General features: G+C 58.1%; 15 protein-coding genes and 1 pseudogene. 8 read left to right on the forward strand and 8 right to left on the reverse strand.

Translation table 11 applies throughout. From position 1 onward, the window contains the following. Window positions 1-3 precede the first annotated feature (3 nt). From IPP88_24600 to IPP88_24615, 4 genes are all read right to left on the reverse strand, one after another. Window positions 4-213, reverse strand: a complete 210-nt coding sequence (locus IPP88_24600; GenBank protein ID MBL0125700.1) for a DUF1161 domain-containing protein — start codon at window positions 211-213, stop codon at window positions 4-6. Window positions 214-288: 75 nt separating this feature from the next. Beyond that, window positions 289-1,284: a zinc-dependent alcohol dehydrogenase family protein gene (locus tag IPP88_24605; GenBank protein ID MBL0125701.1), complete on the reverse strand. Its 996-nt coding sequence runs from the start codon at window positions 1,282-1,284 to the stop codon at window positions 289-291. Window positions 1,285-1,343: 59 nt separating this feature from the next. Continuing rightward, a complete protein-coding gene (locus IPP88_24610; GenBank protein MBL0125702.1) occupies window positions 1,344-2,615 on the reverse strand; it encodes an MFS transporter in 1,272 nt (423 codons plus the stop codon). Between the two features lie 2 nt (window positions 2,616-2,617). After that, window positions 2,618-3,079 (reverse strand): MarR family transcriptional regulator, encoded by a 462-nt coding sequence (locus tag IPP88_24615; protein MBL0125703.1) that lies wholly within the window; start codon window positions 3,077-3,079, stop codon window positions 2,618-2,620. A gap of 369 nt (window positions 3,080-3,448) precedes the next feature. On the opposite strand from IPP88_24615, the gene IPP88_24620 reads away from it, so the two are divergent. From IPP88_24620 to IPP88_24630, 3 genes are all read left to right on the forward strand, one after another. After that, window positions 3,449-3,655 carry a cold-shock protein gene (locus IPP88_24620; protein ID MBL0125704.1) on the forward strand — a complete coding sequence of 69 codons (207 nt, stop codon included), beginning with the start codon at window positions 3,449-3,451 and terminating at the stop codon, window positions 3,653-3,655. Window positions 3,656-3,877: 222 nt separating this feature from the next. After that, window positions 3,878-4,141, forward strand: coding sequence for a hypothetical protein (locus IPP88_24625; protein ID MBL0125705.1), 264 nt, complete (start codon window positions 3,878-3,880; stop codon window positions 4,139-4,141). A 165-nt stretch (window positions 4,142-4,306) separates the two neighbouring features. Next, window positions 4,307-4,690 carry a YXWGXW repeat-containing protein gene (locus tag IPP88_24630; protein MBL0125706.1) on the forward strand — a complete coding sequence of 128 codons (384 nt, stop codon included), beginning with the start codon at window positions 4,307-4,309 and terminating at the stop codon, window positions 4,688-4,690. A gap of 26 nt (window positions 4,691-4,716) precedes the next feature. Here the strand turns inward: IPP88_24630 and IPP88_24635 are convergent. From IPP88_24635 to IPP88_24645, 3 genes and pseudogenes are all read right to left on the reverse strand, one after another. Beyond that, window positions 4,717-6,502, reverse strand: a pseudogene (locus tag IPP88_24635) (glutamine--tRNA ligase/YqeY domain fusion protein). 73 nt (window positions 6,503-6,575) lie between these two features. Beyond that, window positions 6,576-7,091 carry a trypsin-like peptidase domain-containing protein gene (locus tag IPP88_24640; GenBank protein ID MBL0125707.1) on the reverse strand — a complete coding sequence of 172 codons (516 nt, stop codon included), beginning with the start codon at window positions 7,089-7,091 and terminating at the stop codon, window positions 6,576-6,578. A gap of 666 nt (window positions 7,092-7,757) precedes the next feature. Then, window positions 7,758-8,975, reverse strand: coding sequence for an MFS transporter (locus IPP88_24645; protein MBL0125708.1), 1,218 nt, complete (start codon window positions 8,973-8,975; stop codon window positions 7,758-7,760). Window positions 8,976-9,404: 429 nt separating this feature from the next. Here IPP88_24645 and IPP88_24650 point away from each other — a divergent pair, with 429 nt between their 5' ends. Then, the gene (locus tag IPP88_24650) at window positions 9,405-11,429 is read left to right on the forward strand and encodes a S9 family peptidase (protein ID MBL0125709.1); all 2,025 of its coding nucleotides are present in this window, start codon (window positions 9,405-9,407) and stop codon (window positions 11,427-11,429) included. A 167-nt stretch (window positions 11,430-11,596) separates the two neighbouring features. Beyond that, window positions 11,597-13,648 carry an elongation factor G gene (locus IPP88_24655; protein ID MBL0125710.1) on the forward strand — a complete coding sequence of 684 codons (2,052 nt, stop codon included), beginning with the start codon at window positions 11,597-11,599 and terminating at the stop codon, window positions 13,646-13,648. Between the two features lie 200 nt (window positions 13,649-13,848). Here IPP88_24655 and IPP88_24660 read toward each other — a convergent pair whose 3' ends face one another. Then, window positions 13,849-15,204, reverse strand: coding sequence for a hypothetical protein (locus IPP88_24660; GenBank protein MBL0125711.1), 1,356 nt, complete (start codon window positions 15,202-15,204; stop codon window positions 13,849-13,851). 162 nt (window positions 15,205-15,366) lie between these two features. On the opposite strand from IPP88_24660, the gene IPP88_24665 reads away from it, so the two are divergent. The 3 genes from IPP88_24665 (at window position 15,367) to IPP88_24675 (ending at window position 22,154) form a co-directional block, all read left to right on the forward strand. Beyond that, a complete protein-coding gene (locus tag IPP88_24665; protein ID MBL0125712.1) occupies window positions 15,367-16,314 on the forward strand; it encodes an ABC transporter ATP-binding protein in 948 nt (315 codons plus the stop codon). 15 nt (window positions 16,315-16,329) lie between these two features. After that, a complete protein-coding gene (locus IPP88_24670; GenBank protein MBL0125713.1) occupies window positions 16,330-19,938 on the forward strand; it encodes an ABC transporter permease in 3,609 nt (1,202 codons plus the stop codon). Window positions 19,939-20,093: 155 nt separating this feature from the next. Continuing rightward, entirely contained in the window at window positions 20,094-22,154 is a 2,061-nt protein-coding gene (locus IPP88_24675; GenBank protein ID MBL0125714.1) for a M13 family metallopeptidase, read from the forward strand. Window positions 22,155-22,276 lie beyond the last annotated feature (122 nt).

Raw genomic sequence — 22,276 nt, forward strand, 5'->3', positions numbered from 1 at the left:
AATTTACCCACGTTTGTAGATAATTTTTTTCGTCCCGCCATCACAGGTGCCGACGACGCGAAGATCGGTCTTCGCCTCTGTTGGCACAATGGTCAGCGTAAAAGCCTTGACGCCTTTGTCCTTGATTTTCGTTTCAATTTCCGCCATCAGGATTTCGCAGGAGGTCCTGGCAATCACCGGACCGCTGACTATGCCGGCTACGAGGGCCAGCATTGCTGGCACGTTTGCGAATTTCATTGTGAACGCATCCTTTCCACTGAATCAGTCACGCAATTGCCTCGCCATGGGTCAACCCTTTGGCACCATGAGAATCTTGCCGTCACGCTCGCCAGCGGCTGCCGCGGCAACGGCTTCCTTGACCTGGCTGATATCGTAAGTCGCCTGAATGCGGGTTTTCAATTTCCCCGTGGCAATCAGTTTCGCGATTTCACCGAATACCTTCATCTGTTGCGGCGGCGAGGCCTTGCGGAACCACAGCGCCAGCCAGAATCCACGGAGCGTCACATCGCGAAACACAAATGAAGCGGGCGAAACCTGACACGGCTCACCGCTCATCATGCCGTAGTTGACGAGCGTGCCGCCTTCCGCAAGACACGTCGCCAGGTTATCGGTGGATTTACCGCCGACCGCGTCAATTGCCAGCCGGATTTTTGCGCCGCCGGTTGCCTCCGCCACACGTTTCGCGAGGCCGCCGCCATCGACCAGCGCGACATCGCCACCAAGTTCTTTCACACCCGCCATGGCGGATTCGCGGCGGACGATATTGACAGTTTTCAGGCCGCGAATCCTGGCGAGCTGGATCAGGTACGCGCCAACGCCCGAGTTCGCGGCATTCTGGATCACCCATTCGCCCGGCTGCAGATCGACGAATTCGCTCAGCATCAGCATTGCGGTTGGCGGATTCACCGTCATCATCGCAAGTTGCAGTGGATCGGCGTCGTTGGGTAATGGCAGCAGTTTTTTTGCTTCGCCCACGACGTGTGTAGACCAGGTACCGCTGCCCACCGGTAACAACACCGTTTGCCCCACGGCGGGGAACGTTACATCCGGACCGAGCGCGATCACCTTGCCTACACCCTCGTTGCCGCCGACAGCAGGCAGCGGCGGCAGCATTCCATATGCGCCGGTCAGGGTCAGCACATCGGAGGGATTGATGGGGGCCGCAAGGACTTGGATCAACACCTGTCCACTGCCGAGCGTTGGCAGCTCGAAATTGACGGCTTCAATAAATTCCTGCGGCATCGGGCCGCGTTGGGAATATTGGGCATGTTGTGCGTTTTTCATCTTGAGTTTTCCGGGCGTGGGCAGGTGGAAAATCAGTCTAGCATGGCAGCCTGTGCGAGCTAGGCGGCCTTCAGTGTTCGTGACGGAGATCCAACGGGCCCTTCCTTGATCGGCAAATTGCACAAGGCTGCCGCAGAGGCCAGGGCAATATCCGCATACCACATCCAGTCGTAACTGCGTTGTTGCGTGATCGCAATGCCGCCGAGCCATGCGCCAAAGAAACCGCCGGTCTGGTGCGACAAAAGCGTCAGGCCGAACAAGGTACCGAGGTAGCGAATGCCGAACAGCTTTCCCACAACACCCGCTGTCGGCGGCACGGTGGCGAGCCAAGTGAGCCCGAGCCCGGCGGCAAACAGATAGAAAGTGAGATCGGTTTTCGGCAGCATCAAGTAAACGGCCACCAGGACAGCGCGCGAGGCGTACATCCAGAAGAGAATGTATTTGCTGCGGTAGTGCTGCATGCCCCAGCCCGCGCAAAGGCTGCCGATGATATTGGTGAGGCCGATGATGGCCAACGACCAGCTTGCCACCTCGACCGGGAGGCCGCAGAGCTGGACTTCCCCCGGTAGATGCGTGACCAGAAACGCAATGTGAAATCCGCAGGTGAAGAACCCTGCGTGCAACAGCAGATAGCTGGGATTGCCAAGTGCCTCCTTTAACGCAGCGCGCAACGTTTGCTCTGGCGCGGCGAGCACGTGAGCGGTCGCGGCGGCGGAATGTGCGGCGTTCGCGGAATGAGGCAGGCGACGCAGCACCCGGGTCAAGGGCAATGCGGCCAAGGTGATTAGCGCCATCGACCACATTGCTCCCATCCACCCGAAGGTGGAGATCAGGCGCTGCACGAGCGGCGCGAAGACGAACTGTCCAAAGGAGCCGCCGGCATTGACGATGCCTGACGCCATGCCGCGTTGTTCAGGCTTGATGCGTTGTGCGGCTGCGCCAATCAGCACGGAGAAACTGCTGCCGCCGGAACCGATGGCGGACAGGAGGCCAAGTGAGAAAACCATTCCCCAGGCGCTGGTCATGTAAGGCGTCAACGCACTACCCATGGCGAGAAGGATCAGTCCCGTGGACAGCACCCGTCCCGGCCCATATTTGTCGGCGATCGCGCCGGCAATGGGTTGGATCGCGCCCCACGTGAACTGCGCGATCGCCAGTGCGAAGCTGATGGTCGTGATGCCAAGGCCGGTTGACGTGTTGAGCGGAGAAAGAAACAATCCCATCGAATTGCGTACACCCATTGTGATCATCAGGATGGCCGCCGCGACCAGCGTGATCGTCCAGTAGCTTTGTGCTCGGGGCTGAGCAGTTGGTTGCTGTTCGATTGTCATGATCAATTGTCGTCAGGCAAGAGCGGTTTGAGTTGCGCAAGGGCGCGTTCGAGCTGCATATTGAGATCGGCGACGAATTTTCTGCCGAGTTGCGCCTCCAGTGCGGTTTGTGCGCCACTCCACACCGCTTGCGCACGATCGCGGAAGCGTTCTCCGGCATCAGTGAGTATCAGCAGTCGCTGGCGCCCATCTTCGCTGGCCAACTCGGCCACCCAGCCGTTATCCACCAGCGGCTTCAGGCTCCGGGTCAAGGTGGTGCGATCCATTTCCAGGCGGTCCGCCAACTGAAGCAATGCTTGCGCTTCCGCCGAAATATTCATCAGTACCGAGAATTGCGACAGCTTGAGTCCGATGGTGCGCAAACGCTGTTCGTAAAACGACGTCATGCGACGCGTGAGCTTGCGCAGGCGCGCGCCAGTGCAGGGCAGGGGGACCAATGCGATGGATGGCGAGGCGCTTTTCATGTCGTATGGGATATAAACGTGTATATGCACATAATATCAGAAAATCCGGTGTGTGATGCGGCGCCAGCGATCATGCCATTGGCGTCAATTTCGCCGGAATGGGCCGAGCTAGCGCCGACAGCTGATCTTCATAAGTGCGGAATAACCGCTTTTTGCAGTCGTCAGAGGAACTTTTCATTTTCCTTGACGAATCAATGGGTTTGCCGTATCTTTCGTTTCGCAGTCGCTTGCGCAGTGTATGCACTTAGGTCGTGCTGAAGTATCGCTCAAAGTACCGGGCACTCTTTGCTCCCCATTTTCGCTACCTGATTTTTGTTGGCTGCCTTTCCTCCGGGGAGTTGCCCGGTGTATTTTTCCAAAGGAAAATTTATGAGCAATACAGGTACCGTTAAATGGTTTAACGACGCTAAAGGTTTTGGTTTTATCACTCCCGATGGTGGTGGCGAAGATTTGTTCGCACACTTTTCGGCGATCGAAGGCAATGGCTTCAAATCGCTGAAAGAAAACCAGAAGGTGTCGTTTGAAATCACGACCGGCCCCAAGGGCAAGCAAGCTACCGCCATCAAGCCGCTGTAATCTGGCTTAACCGGTTAGCAAGGAAAACGGCAACCTTCGGGTTGCCGTTTTTTTTCGCGGGCATTCCGGTATCTCCGAGTGCCGGTCGCGCCTATGCAATGTCGGATGATGTTTCGCCGGTGTGACGCCACGAAACAAGCAAGAAGTGCATTGACCTGTCACTCAACAATCGTCACGCCATTGCGGGTACGATAACTGTTCACAAATTGTTCAGGAACCACTATGCCCGCAGATAATCCATCCGACGTTCACAGTCCCGTGCGGGACATGGCGGCGCAAATATACGTGCAACTCGTCAGCGCTCAGGTCGCAATTAGTGGAGACGCCATCAAGATCGGCACGAATCCCGAAGGCCTCGCCAAAGTCAGTTTCAAGCTGGCCGAGGCATTTCTCACAGCCGAAAAAGAAATCAAAGCCAGCGCCGCGCCAACATCGGTGAAGTTCGACGTCAACAAGCTGGATTTTGATGCCTGGACGACCAAGTAGTACGGTTGGAATCAGCGGATGATGGACGTTACGTCTGATTACAATTTCCCGGTGCCAAATCGGTAAACCGTACTCCCGCCGTGGCGTTATCGGGATGTGTGATTGCTTGTCGCCCGGTCATTCGATTCAGTAAAACATGGGGCGGCCTTACGGGAGGTCCCGATCATGGTTAAGACCAAGTACGCGCGAAAATTTCTGTCTGCTTTACTGATTGCAACGGGCACCCTGGGTGCCGCGGCGATTCCGCAGGTGAGTGTGGCAGCGGTAGGCATTCATGTACAGGTTGCTCCGCCAGCGCCTCGATTCGAGCGAGTGCCGGTACCGCGCCGGGGCTATCTTTGGGTGCCCGGTTACTGGGATTGGCGCGGCCATCGCCACGTCTGGGTTGGCGGCACATGGGTGAAGGAACGGCGCGGTTATTACTACCAACCGCATCGCTGGGTTGAACGCAATGGTGGCTGGTATCTGGATCGCGGACGCTGGGACCGTGATCGCGACGGCATCCCCGACCGGGTCGACCGGCATCCCAACAATCCCTACCGGCCATGAGTCGCGGCGACGCGGCAATTTAAACGCTACTTTCGCGCCGTCCACGGATCTTTCAGGGTGACGGCACGATTGAACACCGGAAGGCCGGGTTTTGAGTCAACGCGATCTGCAACGAAATAGCCATGGCGTTCAAACTGGAACCGGTCTTCCGGGTGCGCAGTTTTCAGCGACGGTTCCAGAAAGGCGCTGATGGTTTTTTTTGAATCGGGATTGAGGTCATCAAGATAGTTTCCTGAGTCGCGCCCCGGATAAGCAGCCTTGAACAGGCGGTCATACAGCCGCACTTCGGCCGGCCAGGCGCCCTTGGCGCACAACCAGTGGATGTTGCCCTTGACCTTGTAATTATCGCTGCCGGGTGAGCCGGATTTGCTGTCGGGGAAGTATTCGGCGAGCACCTTGGTGACATTGCCGGCCACATCCTTCTCGCATCCGGTGCACTGGATCACGAAACCATAGCGCAGGCGCACCTTGTTGCCCGGAAACAGCCGAAAGTATCCTTTGGCCGGGGTTTCCTGGAAGTCCTCGCGCTCGATCCACAGTTCACCGGAAAACGGCACGGCGCGTTTGCCCAGTTCCGCCTTTTGCGGGTGATTCGGTGCAAACGCTTCCTCACTTTGACCCTCGGGGTAATTGGTGATGACGAGCTTGACGGGATCGAGTACCGCGACGCGGCGCGGTGCGACTTCATTCAAATGCTCGCGCATGCATTCCTCGACCAGGCTGTAGTCGATCCAGCCGGCCGCCTTGCTCACACCCGCACGCTCCGCCATCAGGTGAATTCCCTCCGGCGTGTAGCCGCGTCGGCGTGCGCCCGCGAGAGTGGGCATGCGCGGGTCGTCCCAGCCATCGACGTGCTTCTCCGTGACCAGCTGATTCAGGTGGCGCTTGGAGAGAACAATGTAAGTGAGGTTGAGGCGTGAAAACTCATACTGCTTCGGCAGCGGTTCGGCGAAGTAGCCGCTGTCGCGCAAATGTTCCAGCAGCCAGTCGTAGAACGGCCTCTGATCCTCGAACTCGAGCGTGCAGATCGAATGCGTGATCTGCTCAAGCGCGTCTTCCAGCGGATGCGCGTACGTGTACATCGGGTAGATGCACCATTTGTCACCGGTGCGATGATGGTGCCCGCGCTTGATGCGATACAGCACCGGGTCTCGCAGGTTGATGTTGGGTGAGGCCATGTCGATTTTTGCGCGCAGGACCAGTGTGCCGTCCGCGTATTTGCCATCGCGCATTTCGCGGAACAGTGTCAGGTTCTCGTCGATGCAGCGCGCGCGATGCGGAGAGTCGCGTCCCGGCTCCGTCAAAGTACCGCGGTAATCCCGTATCTCGTCGGCGGTCAGGTCATCGACGTAGGCGAGTCCCTTTTCGATCAGGGACTCGGCGAATTGATACATCCGGTCAAAATAATCCGACGCGTAATAGAGGTTACTTTCGCCGTCTTTCTCGTAGTCGAAGCCCAGCCAATGGACACTGTCGAGAATGGAGTCGACGTATTCCTGCTCTTCCTTCGCCGGATTGGTGTCGTCGAAACGCAGGTGACAGCGTACCGCCATAGTCGCGGGCGATGCCGAAGTTCAGGCAGATCGATTTGGCGTGGCCGATGTGAAGATAGCCGTTCGGCTCCGGCGGAAAGCGGGTGCGGATTTTTGCGCGATCCGGCGCGCCAGTAGCGTGCTCGGCAGCGATGCCGGGCTTGCCGGCCCATTTGCGGGAGGCGAATTTGTTCGCGGCGAGATCTGCATCGACAATATTGCGGATGAAATTGGTGACGTGCGCGGCGTCGTTTGCGGGATGTTCGTTGCCGTTGGACATGGTGGCGTATTGTCAAGTTGCGTAATCTGAAATTTTCTCATACGCGCGAGGCAAATACGAATCCTGCAGGTGCTTATTTGGCTATTGCAAACTCGGGCCCGGAGCCGCCACGCGGCGCCATATCCGCGATCCAGTCGGCGGGCACCGCGAAGTTGAGGTTTTGTCCTGTCCGGTGCTGAAAAGTGGTGATACCGATCAACTGACTGGAAATATTGAACAACCCGCCGCCACTGGAGCCGGGCGAAATTGCCGCCGTCGTCTGCAGGATCTTGCCGAGGCTGGTTTCCCGCAGCGAGGAAACGATGCCCTCGCTGATGGTGAGGTCAAGACCTTGCGGCGCACCGATGGCAAAGACTTTCTGCCCCGTGCGCACATATTGCATATTGCCGATCTCCACCGCGGGAGCGCTGAAGCCGCCGGCGACATTGAGCTGACAAAGGTCGTAGGTTTCATCCGCGAGCGAAATTGTTGCCGGGAAACTGTCCTTGTCCGCGCGCACCTCGATGATCGGGCCCTTCAGGGCGACGTGGCAATTGGTGATGACAGTCGCGCGGGCGGTCACCACACCACTGCCGCCGCCGATCGGCATATGCGATTCATCCAGAACCACAATCCGAACGATGCTGCGCGACACTTCGGCGAACACTTGATCACCGGTGCGCGGCGCGGTGTTGGCGGGATTCTGTTGCGCTGGGGCAGGCGCCTGCGCCGAAGTTAGCGGCTCGGAAGAAACCGGGATGCTCGATGCGCTCGTGACACTTGGCGCGACGACGATCTGAGCAGTGGGCACCGAAGATTTGCCGGCAAACATCAAGCCGGCCAACACGGTCAGCAACGCTGCACCGGCTGCAACGGCGATACCAATCCATTTTCTGCGCGTCCCGGTGTCAGATCTGTCGCGGCCAAGGTCGGCATCCATCGCGTCCATCGAGAATTCACTCGGCGGCGCGACCACGGCGCGCAATCGCGGCGGAGGCGCTGGCGGCTCGCTCAGCGACAGATCGTATGCCGCGCGGTTGCGCTCGTCGAACAGCGTTTCATAGGCATCTTTCAGCAGTGCCAGCGTATCCGGGTCCTCGATGCCGGACTGCGCAACGCGGTCGCGCGCGCGATAGTAGGCATCGCCGATCTGTTCCGCCGTTGCGTCGTTCTTGATGCGCAGAATCTGGTAATAGTTTTTTTGCATGAAGGACCGGAGCCGCGTGCGTGTGAATCATCATTATTCAGCCGCAAGTATAGCCGAGCGGGCAAGGCGCTATCGTGCGGCCTCGCGCCCGCGCGCCTCGTTCACGCCCGCCAGGACCAGTAGCGCCGCAATGAAGAATACGATCGTGATCAGCATCGCGAGGCGATGATTGCCGCCGCTGGCCCACGATACCGCGCCGTAAGTCAGCGGGCCGAGAATGGCCGACAATCGCGTCGCCACGCCCCATAATCCGAAAAATTCCGCGGCGCGATCGGGTGGCGAGAAAAACGCAACCAGTGCGCGACCTGCCGATTGGCTGGAGCCCATGCAGATGCCCGCAAGATTCGCCGCGACCCAGAACAGCGGCGGGGTGGTAGCGAACCAGGCGAACCCCACCATCGCCATCCAGCCCAGCAGCGTTATCGCCAATGCGTTCTTCTTGCCGATGGCGTCCTGCACATAGCCAAACGCCAGCGCGCCGATACAGGCGGTGACGTTGACCACCAGTACCAGGACCAAGGTGTCCTGTGTCGAGAATCCCATCACCTGCTGGGCATAAATGGCCGCCAGCGTAATGACGGTCGCGACACCCGCCTGATAGAACGTGCCGCAAAGGAACACGCGCAACAAGTCGTTGTAGCGGATCGCTTCGTGAGCGGTTCGGGCGAGACGACGGAAAGCGCTCATCGTGTCCTTCGACGGTGGCGCAGGCTCTGCGCGCTCCTTGAGCCAGAAAAACGTGACACTTGCCCCAAGCGCAAAGACGGCGGCGGTGATCAGATTGGTTGCGGGCACGGCTTCTGACGTGGATTGACCACGCGCCGCGGCCGTCATGATCCACGCCAGACAAAGGCCCAGCGCCACCAACCCGCCTACGTATCCCAAACTCCAGCCCCACCCGGAAACCTTTCCCAGCGCCTCTGGCCGCGCCAGCTCCGGCAGGAATGCCGCCGTGATGTTCTCGCCGATGGCATAGCAGAAATTGGAAATGATGATAAATACCGCCGCCCACGCAATGGTTCCCGGACCGGCCCGATACAGCAGAGCCGTCGAAATCACGCAGCCGATGGTGGCCACCATCAACACCTGCTTCTTCGCCGCGTGCGCGTCCGCGTAGGCGCCGATGATGGGTCCGGCAATCATCACCGCCAGATAGGAAACCGCGAGAATCGCCGTCCATGCAAACGTCGCCCACTCGGCCTTCTGCGCGATGACCGAAACGAAATAGGCGTTGAATACGGCCGTGAGGACGACCGTCGTGTAGCCCGAGTTCGCGAAGTCGTACATCGACCAGGCGAAAACTTCGCGTTTCATTACGCCGGGGTTGAGGGCAGAGGGCGCAGCAGGGGCGGAGGAGGCAGAAGTCATGGCGCATGATAGCTGACCATTTGTCTTCCCGGCATTTCATGCGGGCGCGATTGTAATCCGCGCGCCTTTGGATTTCCCTACCCATTCGCGTGGGAAATGGCGAGGTCGAAAAATAAAATTGCAGACGCGGTCAGCCGTTAGCATTTCTCGATAGATTGTCGACTGAACAACCAATGCGCAGTTGCAGTGCCGGTGGCACACCTAAGTTGTTACCGCTACATGCCCAGCATAATTAGTTGTAAATCGCCATTTGGCGAGGTGTTTCAGCCATTTTCCATTGAAATGCCGCGCCAGTGCTTGAGTTTGTCATTGGCGGCGATACAACCGATCACGAAAGGAAGGCCGCTGGTGACAATCGCAAACGGGATGAGGAATGCAACGGTCGCGTTTGCATTGATGTTGCCGGGTTTGGCTGGCGCGGCGCCATCTGTTCCGCTTGCGGATTTTTTCCGCTACCCGGCTGCTTCGCAGGCCATCATGTCGCCCTCAGGCCGGTATGTCGCGGCGACCATGAAGGGCGGCGCCAAAGGCCGGCTGGGACTGGTGATGATCGATTTGACCGCCGCCGGACAATCGCGGGCATTGGCCCTGTATGCCGACGCCGATGTCGTATCAGTGCGCTGGGTCAACGATGACCGGCTGATTTTCAGTGTGGTTGATTTTCAGTCACCTGCCGGTGAGCAGATTGGCGGTGGGCTGTTCGCGGTGGACCGGGAAGGCAAGGAGCAACCGCGCAACCTCATCCGCCGCCAGTTTTCGACCGATGAAGTGGGCGGCGTCGTTGCTGTGTCGGGAACGCGCCTCACGGAAGCGGGTTTGTCCATTTTCCACCGCTTTCACTCGGTGGTGCGCGATGGCAGCAACGATATCATCGTGCAGCGCGTGGATCGCGACGATCGCTATCAGGTCCGCGGATACTCACTGCTGCGTCTGGATACCGTCAATGGCAAGACGCGCATCCTCACCCAAGGCGGGCCGGACTTTGTCCACACCTGGGCGCTCGATCGCAATGGAACGCTGCGGGCGGGCATCAGTCATTTCGAGGGCAAATCGCGCCTTTACTGGAAGGCTTCGGCGGACGCGCCATGGAGCAAGGTTTCGGAATGGGCGACCTACGGCGATACGCGTGACCATATCAATTTGGTTGCCGTCGAAGGCACTAGCATGTTGTATGTTGCGGGCCGTCGCGGCAAGGATTCCGACAAGGAAGTCCTTTCACGTATCGACATGAGCCGCCCGAATATCGAGTGGACGCCTCTGGTCGAACTCGATGGTTACGACTTTTTTGGCTGGCTGGTTTTTGGCCGTAACAATGCGGTCGTCGGCGTTCATTTCCTGACCGATGCGCGCGGCACACACTGGTTTGATGCAACGTTGAAGGGCATGCAGGCGCGCATAGACAAGGCGCTTCCGGGGCGCATCAATGAGATCAGTTGTGGGGATTGCATTGATCCGCAAAGACTGCTGGTGCGATCCTGGTCTGATCGGCAGCCGGCAATCATGTACATATTCGACGCGAACGCGGGCACGCTCTCGGTGCTGACCGAATCGCGGCCGTGGCTGAAAGCGCAAGCCATGTCGGGCCGGGAAATGCGCCGCGTCGTCGCGCGCGATGGATTGAGTATTCCCGTGCATGTGACCCGGCCAACCGGCCAGAAAGGGCCCGCGCCGATGGTGGTATTGGTGCATGGCGGACCCTATGTGCGCGGCGGCGAATGGGCGTGGGACGCCAATTCGCAGTTCCTCGCGTCGCGAGGTTATGTTGTGCTGGAGCCCGAGTTTCGCGGTAGCGCGGGGTTCGGCTTCAAGCACTTTCGCGCGGGGTGGAAGCAATGGGGACTCGCCATGCAGGACGACATCGCCGATGCCACCCGCTGGGCCATCGAGCAGGGCATCGCGGACCCTGGCCGGATTTGCATCGCCGGCGCCAGCTATGGCGGATACGCGACGTTGATGGGGCTCATTCGTTATCCGGATCTCTATCGCTGCGGCGTCAATTGGGTGGGCGTCACGGATCTGGACCTGCTCTTTACCAGCCGCTGGAGCGATTTCAGTGACCTGTGGCGGGAATATGGCATGCCGGTATTGGTCGGAGACCGCGACAAGGACGCGGCGCAATTCGCCGCGACTTCGCCAGTGAAGCAGGCCGCGAAACTGACCCAGCCGCTATTGATGGCGTACGGTGGCGATGATCGCCGCGTGCCGATGGTTCACGGCATCACGCTGCGCAGCGCCGTGGCGTCGCACAACAAGAACCTGGAATGGGTAACCTATCCTGACGAGGGGCATGGCTGGATGCTCGAAGCGAACACCTTTGATTTCTGGACGCGGGTGGAAAAGTTTCTGGACAAGAATCTGAAGCAGGCAAACTGAGCGGGCTGCGTTGGCGCTGCGCCGCACTCCATTGCGCACAAGACATCCGATGACGTCCAGAGGGAGCGCAATATTTCAGCATTCTTTGATCTAACCCTTTGATGCAAATCCAACTCGGTGGTAGGCTATTTTCAGCAACCAGAAAATAATTCCGCATTGGAGAATTCATGTCGACCTACACGACGCAACAGATCCGCACCATCGCACTTGTCGGCCACGGCGCCGGCGGCAAGACGACCCTGGCTGAAGCCATGCTGCACCGCACCGGGACGATCGCGACGCCCGGCAGTGTAGAAAAGGGGACGACAGTCGCCGACTTCGATCCCCTCGAAAAAACCTACCAGCACTCGCTCAATTCCTCCCTCCTGCATTTCTCCCACCTCGACACCCACATCCACCTGATTGACACCCCCGGGTACCCGAATTTCATGGGCCCGGCGATATCGGCGCTGGATGCGGTCGAAACCGTGGCGGTGGTGATCAATGCACAGAATGGAATCGAACTCACCACGCACCGCATGATGACGCTGGCGCAAAAACGCCATCTCTGCCGGATGATTGTGATCAACAAGATCGATGCGGATAACGTCGATTTGCCGGCTCTGCTGCTGGAAATTCAGGAAGCGTTCGGCAAGGAATGCTTGCCGATCAATCTCCCTTCGAACGGCGGCAAGGCGGTGATCGATTGTTTTTTCAATCCGGCAGGCGATGCGGATTTCTCATCGGTGGCCGCGGCGCACTCCGCGCTCGTCGATCAGGTGGTGGAAGTCGATGAAGCCTTGATGACACTGTATCTGGAGCAGGGCGATTCGATCACGCCCGAGCAATTACATGCGCCTTTCGAAAAAGCGCTGCGCGACGGGCACCTGATTCCGGTGTGCTTCGTCTCGGCACGCACGGGTGCGGGCGTGCCGGAGTTGCTGGATATTCTTGCCAAGCTTGCACCCAATCCCATGGAGGGCAATCCGCCGCTGTTCGTCAAGGGCGAGGGCAAGGACGCCGCGGAATTCCGTTCCGTGCCGGCTTCCAACATGCACGTCATTGCCCATGTTTTCAAAGTCATTGTTGACCCTTTTGTCGGCAAGGTCGGCGTGTTTCGCGTGCATCAGGGAACCATCACCCCCAATACGCCGCTGTACGTCGGCGAGACCAACAAGCCGTTCAAGGCCGGGCACCTTTACATGCTGCAGGGCAAGGAATACCAGGAGGTGAAACAACTGGTGCCGGGTGATCTGGGTGCAGTGGCAAAGGTCGAGCACATCGCGTTCGATTCCGTGTTGCACGATTCGCATGACGAGGACCAGATTCACCTGTTGCCGCTGGAGTTTCCGCAGCCGATGTACGGCCTTGCCGTGGAGCCGAAGCGCCGCGGCGACGAGCAACGCATTTTCGAAGTGCTGCACAAGCTGGAAATGGAAGACCCGTGCTTTGTGATGGAGCGGCATCCCACCACGCACGAAACGGTGATCAACGGCTTGGGCGATTTGCACATGCGCATCATGCTCGAGCGCATGAACAAGCAATACAACCTGGAAATCATCACCAAGCCGCCGAAGATTCCCTATCGTGAGACCGTGATGGCCAAGGCCGACGGCCATTGCCGCCACAAGAAGCAATCGGGCGGGGCGGGACAATTCGGCGAAGTCTTCCTGCGCATCGAGCCACTGGCGCGCGGCGCGGGTTTTGAATTCGTCAACGATATCCACGGCGGCACCATTCCCACGCAATTCATCCCTGCCGTGGAAAAAGGCATTCGCGAGGTTCTGGTTTCAGGCCCGCTGGCGAGTTTTCCGGTGCACGATGTGCGCGTCATCATTTACGACGGCAAAAGTCATCCGGTGGATTCGAAGGAAGTGGCCTTTGCCACCGCGGGACGCAAGGCGTTCATCGATGCGATTTCCAAGGCGCGGTCCGTGCTGCTGGAACCGATCGTGAATGCCGAGGTCACGGTACCCGATACATACATCGGCGCGGTGACCGGCGATTTGTCCTCGCGCCGGGGGCAGATTACCGGCACGCGCGGACTTTCCGCCGGCGTGTCGGTGGTGACGGGGGTCGTGCCGCTGTCGGAATTGCGTGACTACCAGACGCGACTGAAGTCACTTACCGGCGGGCATGGCAGCTATGGAATCGAGCTCTCACATTACGAACCGGTGCCGGCGCATACGCAGGCGGAGTTGGTGAAGATTTACAAAGTGCATGCGACGGAAGAAGACTGACGGCGAGTATTGATAGCCGGGGAATCCCGACCAGGGTTCATGCATAAAACGCTAGCACTGGCGCGCTGTTCAGGCCGAAAAGGTCTGAAAAGGCGCGCCAATGCTGGAGTTTTGCAATTATTCTCTATATACCGCGCCGCGCTGATGGAGACGTCCACCGGGATAGCCTCCGGTTCCCCCGGCGTCGCGACGCTGGATCTTCATTTTTGTCTGGACCTTGATTTTTCCTTGAGGAACGCGTCCGCGGCTTCCAGCGCCCGATCACGATTGAACAGAATATCCTCGCGCGTCAGTTTGATTTCGATATCCGGTTTCACGCCTTCGCCTTCAATGCGTTTTCCTTTCGGCGAAACGAAGCCGATCTCGCTGTATGCCAATTGTCCCCCACCGGGTAAGTCGGCGTAGCCCAGATAACCTAGCAGGCATCCACAACTGCGCTGCCCGATCACGGTTGCGCGCCCCAGATCCTGCAGCGTGCTGGAAAATATTTCGGATGCGGATGCGCTGAGTTCGTTGGTCAGTATGACCAGCGGTTTCTTATAGGCATTTTCCTTGCTGCCGTTGAGTTCCGTTTCCAGTTTGATGACGGGAATGAACGCCACCGTGACTGGCTGGCCGCTGCGTGTCAGGACGCGTGCCCCCTTGGCTTTTTCGCTCAGGAATCGTGTGATCAAGGTGCTCGACATGGCGAGCGATCCACCGCCGTTGTTGCGAAGATCGACGACCATGCCAGGCGTGTCTTTCATGTTGTCAATGGCGCTGAGTATGCCGTCCTCCATTCCCCCCAGGAAATTGGTAAACCGCACGTAGCCATGCCCGGATGGCAATATGCGCCAAGTGATTTCCGGCGGTATACGGAATATCCGGCGTTTCATCGTGACCGGAATATCGGCACCAGCACTGTCGGCAGTTCCGGAGCGGGCGAACGTCATGCTGACCATGCTATCAACATCGCCGGCGGTAATTTTGCGAATCGCGCCGCGCGTGCGTGCCCACGGCGTGGACGAATCGCGTACCTCCGTCATCAGGCGTTTGTAGCGCGCCATCGCGGGTTCGCCTTCGATCGACTTGAGCGTCATTCCCGCGCGGACGCCTGCCCAGTAGGCATCCGACTGTATATGTACACTGGTGACGACGAGCTCATCGCCAATTTCCAGGAAACCGATACCGAGCGAATGTGATTCGTGATCGCGCTGCTGCGCGACCTGCTTGGGGCCGTGCACCCGCGTGTGCGAATCCCTGAGTTCGCCGGTCATGCGGTCCAGCGCCTCCCAGTAATCGTCATCGCTGGCGGCGGACAAGATGGACGATTCGTATTTCCGGCGGGCGGCGCCCCAGTCAACACCGTTCAGCTTCGGGTCGTAGTACTTCTCGTTGATCGTTGTCCACACGTAGTCAAGTGCCGCCTGCCGCCACGAGTTGTCAGTCGATGGCACCGGTACGTTACTGGCGGGTTGATCCGGATAATGCCGGCCGACGATATTGTGCGGATCGAGCACGGCACAACCCGGGATGAGCATCAATACACCGAGAATCAATGGGAGCAGTTTGATCATGTTGGCGATGGACGCCGAAAATTGAATCGACAATTATCTGCGATTCAACCGCGATATCGCGAACATCGTCACGCCTTTCAGCCGTTTCGTCGCCCTTGGCTTGTTTCTGGGTGGGGGCAAAGGGATACTGCCAGCTTCGACCACTCTGCACGGAAAAATTCCATGGAACTCGTGATCAACGGTCTTTCCAAGACCTATCCCAACGGCGTGCAAGCGTTGAAAAATGTCACGCTGACCATCCCAACGGGAATGTTTGGCCTGCTCGGCCCCAACGGCGCGGGTAAATCCACACTCATGCGTACGCTCGCGACCTTGCAGGACGCCGATGCCGGTTCCGTGCGTCTGGGCGACATCGACGTGCTCAAGGATAAAGACGCGGTGCGCCGGCAACTGGGCTATCTGCCGCAGGAGTTCGGCGTCTACCCCAAGGTGTCGGCCATGGACATGCTGAATCATCTGGCGGAACTGAAGGGGTTATCCAACAAAAAAGAACGGATGGAGGTCGTATCCGGCCTGCTCAAACAAACGAATCTTCATGACGTGCGCGACAAAGCCCTGGGAGGATTCTCCGGCGGCATGCGCCAGCGCTTCGGCATCGCGCAGGCGCTGCTGGGAAACCCGAAACTCATTATTGTTGACGAGCCCACGGCCGGCCTGGATCCGGAAGAGCGGGTGCGTTTCCACAATCTGCTGGCGGAGATCGGCGAGCAGGTGATCGTGGTGTTGTCCACGCATATCGTGTCCGACGTCAGCGATTTGTGTCCGAACATGGCAATCATTAACAAAGGGGAGGTTCTGTTGACCGGCAAGCCGGCCGAACTTACGCGTGCGCTGGAGGGCCGCCTGTGGGCGACTTCCGTGCCACGCGCTGAATTGGCGGCGGCCAAGCAACGGTACCCGGTGATTTCAACGCGACTCATTTCCGGCAAGACGCGAATTCACGTCATCGGCAACAGGCAGCCCGATTCGGCGTTCCTGCCAGTTGCGCCGGAACTCGAGGACACCTACTTTGCGGCCATCGGCGGTTTTCTGGGTGACCAGACGGCTCAACCCACGGAATCCACGGAATCCAATGAACCCGCGGAATCCGCCGAATCCGCTCTCGCATAGGCAGCACACGAAATGATGACCTCCATTGCGCTGTTTGAATTCAAGACCCGCGTTTCGCGGCTTTCGACCTGGATTTATTTCCTGGTGTTCTTTGTCATGGCCATGCTGTGGATCGCCGCTGCCGGCGGGTTGTTCAAGGATGCCAACATCTCCTTTGGCTCCGGAAAGGTGTTCGTCAATTCGCCGTTCGCGCTCGCGCAGACAGTCTCGTTGCTGGGCATGTTCGGTGTGATTGTGATGGCGGCGGTGATGGGGCGCGCCGTGCAGCAGGATGCCGAATACCGATCGCATCATTTTTTCTTTACCTCGCCGATTTCGAAACTCGAATATCTTGGCGGCCGGTTCATTGGCGCGTTCGGCGTACTGCTGGTGATCTTCGCCAGCATCGGGCTCGGTGCCTGGCTGGCGACGCTGCTGCCGGGCATGGATGCCGAACGCCTGGGGCACAATTTGTGGTCCGCCTATTTGCGGCCCTATGCACTGGTGCTGCTGCCCAACGCGCTTCTCATCGGCTGCATTTTCTTTGTTACCGCGGCGCTCACCAAAAAGATGTTGCCGGTCTATATCGGCAGTGTGCTGTGCCTGATTGGCTATCTGATTTCGCTCCAGTTGCTGCGCGATATCGACAACAAGACCATCGCCGCGCTCATCGACCCGTTTGGCATGTCCGCGATCGGCCGCCTCGCCGAATACTGGACCGTGGCCGAGCGCAATACACGCCCGATTCCGTTTGAGGGCATATTGCTTTGGAACCGTTTGCTGTGGTTGGGGGTTGCCACGCTGATCGCAGCTTTTGGCTTCTGGCGTTTCTCGTTTGCAGGATTTTCCGCCGAACGCGCCGCAGGCAAGACGAAAAAACTCATCGACACGGGCGGTGACGATGCATCGCGTTCCGCATCGATGGCCCGACCGGCCGCCACGCCTGCGGCAGCCCAAATTTCGATCAGGCCCGCCGGCTTGAACCTGTTGCCGCACCTCGTCTGGCTGAATCTGCGCGAGACAATCAAAAACATTTACTTCGGCGTGCTGGTGTTTGCCGGGATCCTGTTTCTGATCTTTGCGAGCACCACGCTGGGAAGTCGTTTCGGCACCAATACCTGGCCGGTCACTTATCAAATGGCTGAACTGCTGGCGGGTACGTTTGCGTTGTTCATGCTCATCATCATCGCTTTCTATGCGGGCGAACTGGTATGGCGCGAGCGCGACAATCGTCTCGACCAGATCATCGATGCGACCCCGGTGCCGACCTGGCTGCCGCTCCTGTCAAAGCTGCTGGCGCTGATGCTGGTGCCGGTGCTGCTCCAATTCCTGCTGATGCTTTGCGGCATGACGATCCAGGCATTCAAGGGCTATTACCACTTCGAGATCGGCCTGTACTTGAAAGGGTTGCTCGGCTTGCAACTGATGGAGTACTGGCTGCTGTGCGCGCTCGCCATTGCGATACACAGCGTCGTGAATCACAAATACCTCGGCCATTTCGTGATGATTGTGTACTACATCATCATTTCGTTCTCAGGCGGTCTCGGCTTTGAACACAATCTGTACAAATACGGATCAATTCCGGCGTTTACGTATTCGGACATGAATGGTTTCGGGCATTTCCTGCCGCGCGCATTTACCTTCCAGGCGTACTGGACGACGGCGGCGCTGCTGTTGGTGATCGTCGCGTATTTGTTATGGACACGCGGCACTGTCAGCGGCTGGCGCGAACGCATCGTCATGGCGCGCGGTCGTTTCAAGGGGGGGGTGGTCGTAGCCACTTCCGTCTCGATGCTATTGTTTGCCGGTTTGGGGGGATTCATTTTTTACAACACCAATGTTCTGAACCGCTACCAGAACAGTGCCGCAGGCCAACTGAGGCAGGTGGACTACGAGAAGAAATACAAGACAACTGCCAGCGCAATGCAGCCACGCATCACGGCCGTTCGCATCAAGACTGATCTTTACCCGAGTGAGCAGCGGGTACGCATGGTGGGTAGTTACCGGCTAAAAAACAAGAACGAGCTGCCGGTCACCGAGGTGTGGCTGGGATTCGCGAATGACGAACTCATTTTTCATCGGCTGGAATTTGACGCGCCCGCAGACCTTGCCGAGAACGACGAGAAGATAGGTGTCCGGCGGTACAAACTGAAGACAGCGATGGCACCGGGCTCTGAGGCGACGCTAAACTTTGATCTCGAGTTGCCAACCCGCGGTTTCACCAATGCCGGTTCGAACACGGAGGTGGTCTACAACGGCTCATTCATCAATGGCCGCAGCATCCTTCCCGTGATCGGCTATCAGGAAAACATGGAACTGACGCGCGACCAGGACCGCAAGAAATACGGGCTTCCGCCAAAGGAACGGATGCGCGATCGCGATGATGCTGAAGGCCTGAAGAGCAACTACATTTCCAACGATGCCGACTGGATCGACTTCGAGGCTACCGTCGGCACGGACGAAGACCAGATCGCCATCTCGCCGGGCTACTTGCAGAAGGAATGGAAAGAAGGTGGCCGGCGGTACTTTGCCTACAAGATGGATGTACCCATTCTTAACTTCTTCGCATTCCAGTCGGCGCGCTACGCAGTCAGGAAAGACAAGTGGCGCGATGTACCCATCGAGGTGTATTACCAACCCGGCCACGAATACAACATCGAGCGCATGATCGCGGGCACCAAAGCCTCGCTCGAGTACTTCAGCAATGCGTTCGGGCCGTATCAGCATAAACAGTTCCGCATCATTGAGTTCCCGCGTTATGCATCATTTGCGCAGGCTTTCCCTAATACGATTCCGTATTCGGAGGCCATCGGCTTCATCGCCCGCGTCCAGGAAAACGACGAGAAAGATATCGACTATCCCTATTACGTCACGGCCCACGAGGCGGCGCATCAGTGGTGGGCGCATCAGGTGATGGGTGGAAACGTGCAGGGTGGCACCATGCTGTCGGAAACGCTCGCGCAGTATTCGGCATTGATGGTGATGAAGCAGAAGTACGGCGAGGCGAAAATGCGCAAGTTCCTCGCCTACGAAATGGATCGATACCTCACCGGTCGCGCTTTCGAGCAGAAAAAGGAACTGCCGCTGGCGCGCGTGGAAAACCAGCCGTACATACATTACAACAAGGGCAGTGTAGTGATGTATGCGCTGCAGGACTACATCGGCGAAGAAAATGTGAATCGCGCGTTGAAGGCATTGGTAGAGGAATCTGCCTACAAGGGACCACCGTATCCGAACGCGACCATTTTTCTCAAGCACATTCGAGCCGTCACGCCGCCGCATTTGCAGTACGTCATCGACGACATGTTTGAAAATATCATCCTGTTCGACAATCGCGCCACCAAGGCGACATGGAAGGAACTGCCGGACGGCAAGTTCCAGGTGAAAATGAATATTACCGCCAAGAAACGCAAGGCTGATAAAACGGGCAAGGAAGAAGATGTGGCGCTCGCGGACTGGATCGACGTCGGTGTCCTGGATGAAAAAGGCGTGCCGATATTCCTCGAAAAGCGAAAGTTCGAGAAGGAAGAAAATGAAATCACGCTGATCGTGGACCGCAAGCCTGCGAAGGCGGGAATCGATCCGCTGAACAAGTTGATCGATCGGCGGCCAAAGGATAATGTCGTCAATGTTGACAAGAGCTGAATGCAAAAGACAAGCACTGTCGCGGGTGTCAGGGCGAAAGTGGCCGAAACGCCGCGCCAGCTCTTGTGTTGGAGCCATTGGATTACATGAATATGATTTGATCTGCTAGCATCGCGCATTCACGAAATTTGATTAACTCTCGCGGAGAAATTCAGATGCGAAAGCTGTTTGTTCTACTTTCCTTCCTTGGCTTGTCGGTCTCCGGCAATCCCGTTGCGGCACAAACGAAATCCGCTGACCAGCCCGCCACGTCGTTTCCCTACACTCCGGGACTCGATATCAACGCGATGGACAAGACTGCGGATCCGTGTGTGGACTTCTACCAATACACCTGCGGCGGCTGGATGAAAAACAATCCCATTCCTGCTGATCAGCCGCGTTGGAGCGTGTACGGCAAGCTCACACAGGATAACCAGCGCTATCTCTGGGGAATTCTCGATGGGTTGGCGAAAAGTACGCAGGGCCGAAATATCCGCCAGCAGAAAATCGGCGATTACTTTGCAGCCTGCATGGACGAAGCGGCGGTTGAGAAGCTCGGTGCAAAACCGCTGCAGCCCGATCTCGACCAGATCAACGCGATGAAATCAAAACGCGAATTGCCGGCCGTACTCGCAAAGCTGCACCTGGCAACGCAGGACGCCGGCTTCTTCTTCGGCTTCGGTTCGAACCAGGACTTCGCCGATTCCACAAAGGTCATCGCTTTCGCCTCATCGGGCGGACTGAGCCTGCCCGATCGCGACTACTACCTCAAGCCCGAGGACAAGTCCAAGGAGATTCGCGAAAAGTTCGTGGCCCACGTGACGCGCACGTTTGAATTGCTCGGCGACAGCGCAGAGGCCGCCAAACGCAATGCAACCAAAGTGATGGAACTCGAAACCGCGCTGGCACAAGCGTCGCTTTCACGCGTCGATCGCCGCGATCCGTACAAGCTGTTTCACAAAGTGAATGCAAAAGGGCTGAAGGCGCTGACGCCGGCGTTTGACTGGAATGGTTACCTGAAAGGGGTTGGCCTTCCGTCAATGAATTCGTACAACGTCACCGAGCCCGAGTTTTTCAAGGCGCTTGAAACGCAGTTGCAATCGCTGAGCCTGGATGACATCAAGACCTATCTGCGCTGGCACCTGGCGCATTCGAGCGCGCCATACCTGTCATCCGCGTTCGTGAATGAGAACTTCAATTTCTTCAGCAAGACACTGCGCGGCGTGCCGGAATTGAAGCCGCGCTGGAAGCGTTGCGTGGCGCTGGTCGATGGGCAACTGGGTGAGGCGCTCGGCCAGGAATTTGTCAGCCGCGCCTTCAGTGCTGATCTGAAGAAGAAGACACTGCACATGACGAGGCAGATCGAAGCGGCCATGCAGGCGGATCTCAACCAACTGGAATGGATGAGTCCGGCAACCAAACTGAAAGCCCTCGAAAAACTGCACAGCATCGTCAACAAGATTGGCTATCCGGACAAGTGGCGCGATTACAGTGCGATGCGTGTCAAACGCGATGACTTCATGGGCAATGTGCAACGCGGCAACCTGTTCGAATCGCGGCGCGATCTGAAAAAGATCGGCAAGCCGCTCGATCGCGGCGAATGGTCGATGACGCCACCGACCGTGAATGCGTATTACAACGCGCAGATGAACGACATCAATTTCCCGGCCGGTGTCTTGCAGCCGCCTTTGTACGATCCAAAAATGGACGATGCGCCGAACTATGGCAATACCGGCGGCACCATTGGCCACGAATTGACGCACGGCTTTGACGACGAGGGGCGCAAGTTCGACGCGAAAGGTAACCTGAAAGAGTGGTGGACGGAGAAGGACGACAAGGCGTTCACGGAGCGTGCGCAATGCGTTGCCGATCAATATGCGCAATACACGATCGTCGACGACATCAAGATCAACAGCAAACTCACGCTGGGCGAGGACATCGCCGATTTGGGCGGGCTGGTGCTGGGGTGGATGGCGTGGCAATCGCAGATCGCCGGTGCAAAGCCGGAATCCCGCGAAGGGTTCTCACCCGAGCAACGATTCTTTATCGGCTATGCGCAATGGGCGTGCGAGAACAATCGTCCGGAAGATCTGCGCGATCGCGCATTGACCAATCCGCATTCTCCGGGCAAGTATCGCGTCAATGGCCTGGTGGTCAACATGCCGGAGTTCGAGAAAGCTTTCTCGTGCAAGGCGGGCCAGCCGATGGTCCGGGAGAATCGCTGTCGGGTTTGGTAGGGCGCGCTCCAAGGGGGCCCAACCGGGCGCATCCCAGGTAAGCCGCCGGCACAGTTCACCCGCATGCTCGCGTTCCGCCGCGTGCGGGCAATCTATCCGCGGAAATCACCTCGTTTCCTGTA

It is taken from the genome of Betaproteobacteria bacterium, assembly GCA_016720925.1.
Taxonomy (GTDB): Bacteria; Pseudomonadota; Gammaproteobacteria; order Burkholderiales; family Usitatibacteraceae; genus UKL13-2.

What these genes read in the sequence shown, in the direction of transcription:
- IPP88_24675 (MBL0125714.1), top strand. Translation starts at nt 20,094, where the DNA reads ATGCGAAAGCTGTTTGTTCTACTTTCCTTCCTTGGCTTGTCGGTCTCC.
- IPP88_24640 (MBL0125707.1), bottom strand. Translation starts at nt 7,091, where the DNA reads ATGCCGATCGGCGGCGGCAGTGGTGTGGTGACCGCCCGCGCGACTGTC.
- IPP88_24610 (MBL0125702.1), bottom strand. Translation starts at nt 2,615, where the DNA reads ATGACAATCGAACAGCAACCAACTGCTCAGCCCCGAGCACAAAGCTAC.
- IPP88_24630 (MBL0125706.1), top strand. Translation starts at nt 4,307, where the DNA reads ATGGTTAAGACCAAGTACGCGCGAAAATTTCTGTCTGCTTTACTGATT.
- IPP88_24615 (MBL0125703.1), bottom strand. Translation starts at nt 3,079, where the DNA reads ATGAAAAGCGCCTCGCCATCCATCGCATTGGTCCCCCTGCCCTGCACT.
- IPP88_24605 (MBL0125701.1), bottom strand. Translation starts at nt 1,284, where the DNA reads ATGAAAAACGCACAACATGCCCAATATTCCCAACGCGGCCCGATGCCG.
- IPP88_24645 (MBL0125708.1), bottom strand. Translation starts at nt 8,975, where the DNA reads ATGTACGACTTCGCGAACTCGGGCTACACGACGGTCGTCCTCACGGCC.
- IPP88_24625 (MBL0125705.1), top strand. Translation starts at nt 3,878, where the DNA reads ATGCCCGCAGATAATCCATCCGACGTTCACAGTCCCGTGCGGGACATG.
- IPP88_24655 (MBL0125710.1), top strand. Translation starts at nt 11,597, where the DNA reads ATGTCGACCTACACGACGCAACAGATCCGCACCATCGCACTTGTCGGC.
- IPP88_24665 (MBL0125712.1), top strand. Translation starts at nt 15,367, where the DNA reads ATGGAACTCGTGATCAACGGTCTTTCCAAGACCTATCCCAACGGCGTG.
- IPP88_24620 (MBL0125704.1), top strand. Translation starts at nt 3,449, where the DNA reads ATGAGCAATACAGGTACCGTTAAATGGTTTAACGACGCTAAAGGTTTT.
- IPP88_24670 (MBL0125713.1), top strand. Translation starts at nt 16,330, where the DNA reads ATGACCTCCATTGCGCTGTTTGAATTCAAGACCCGCGTTTCGCGGCTT.
- IPP88_24660 (MBL0125711.1), bottom strand. Translation starts at nt 15,204, where the DNA reads ATGATCAAACTGCTCCCATTGATTCTCGGTGTATTGATGCTCATCCCG.
- IPP88_24600 (MBL0125700.1), bottom strand. Translation starts at nt 213, where the DNA reads ATGCTGGCCCTCGTAGCCGGCATAGTCAGCGGTCCGGTGATTGCCAGG.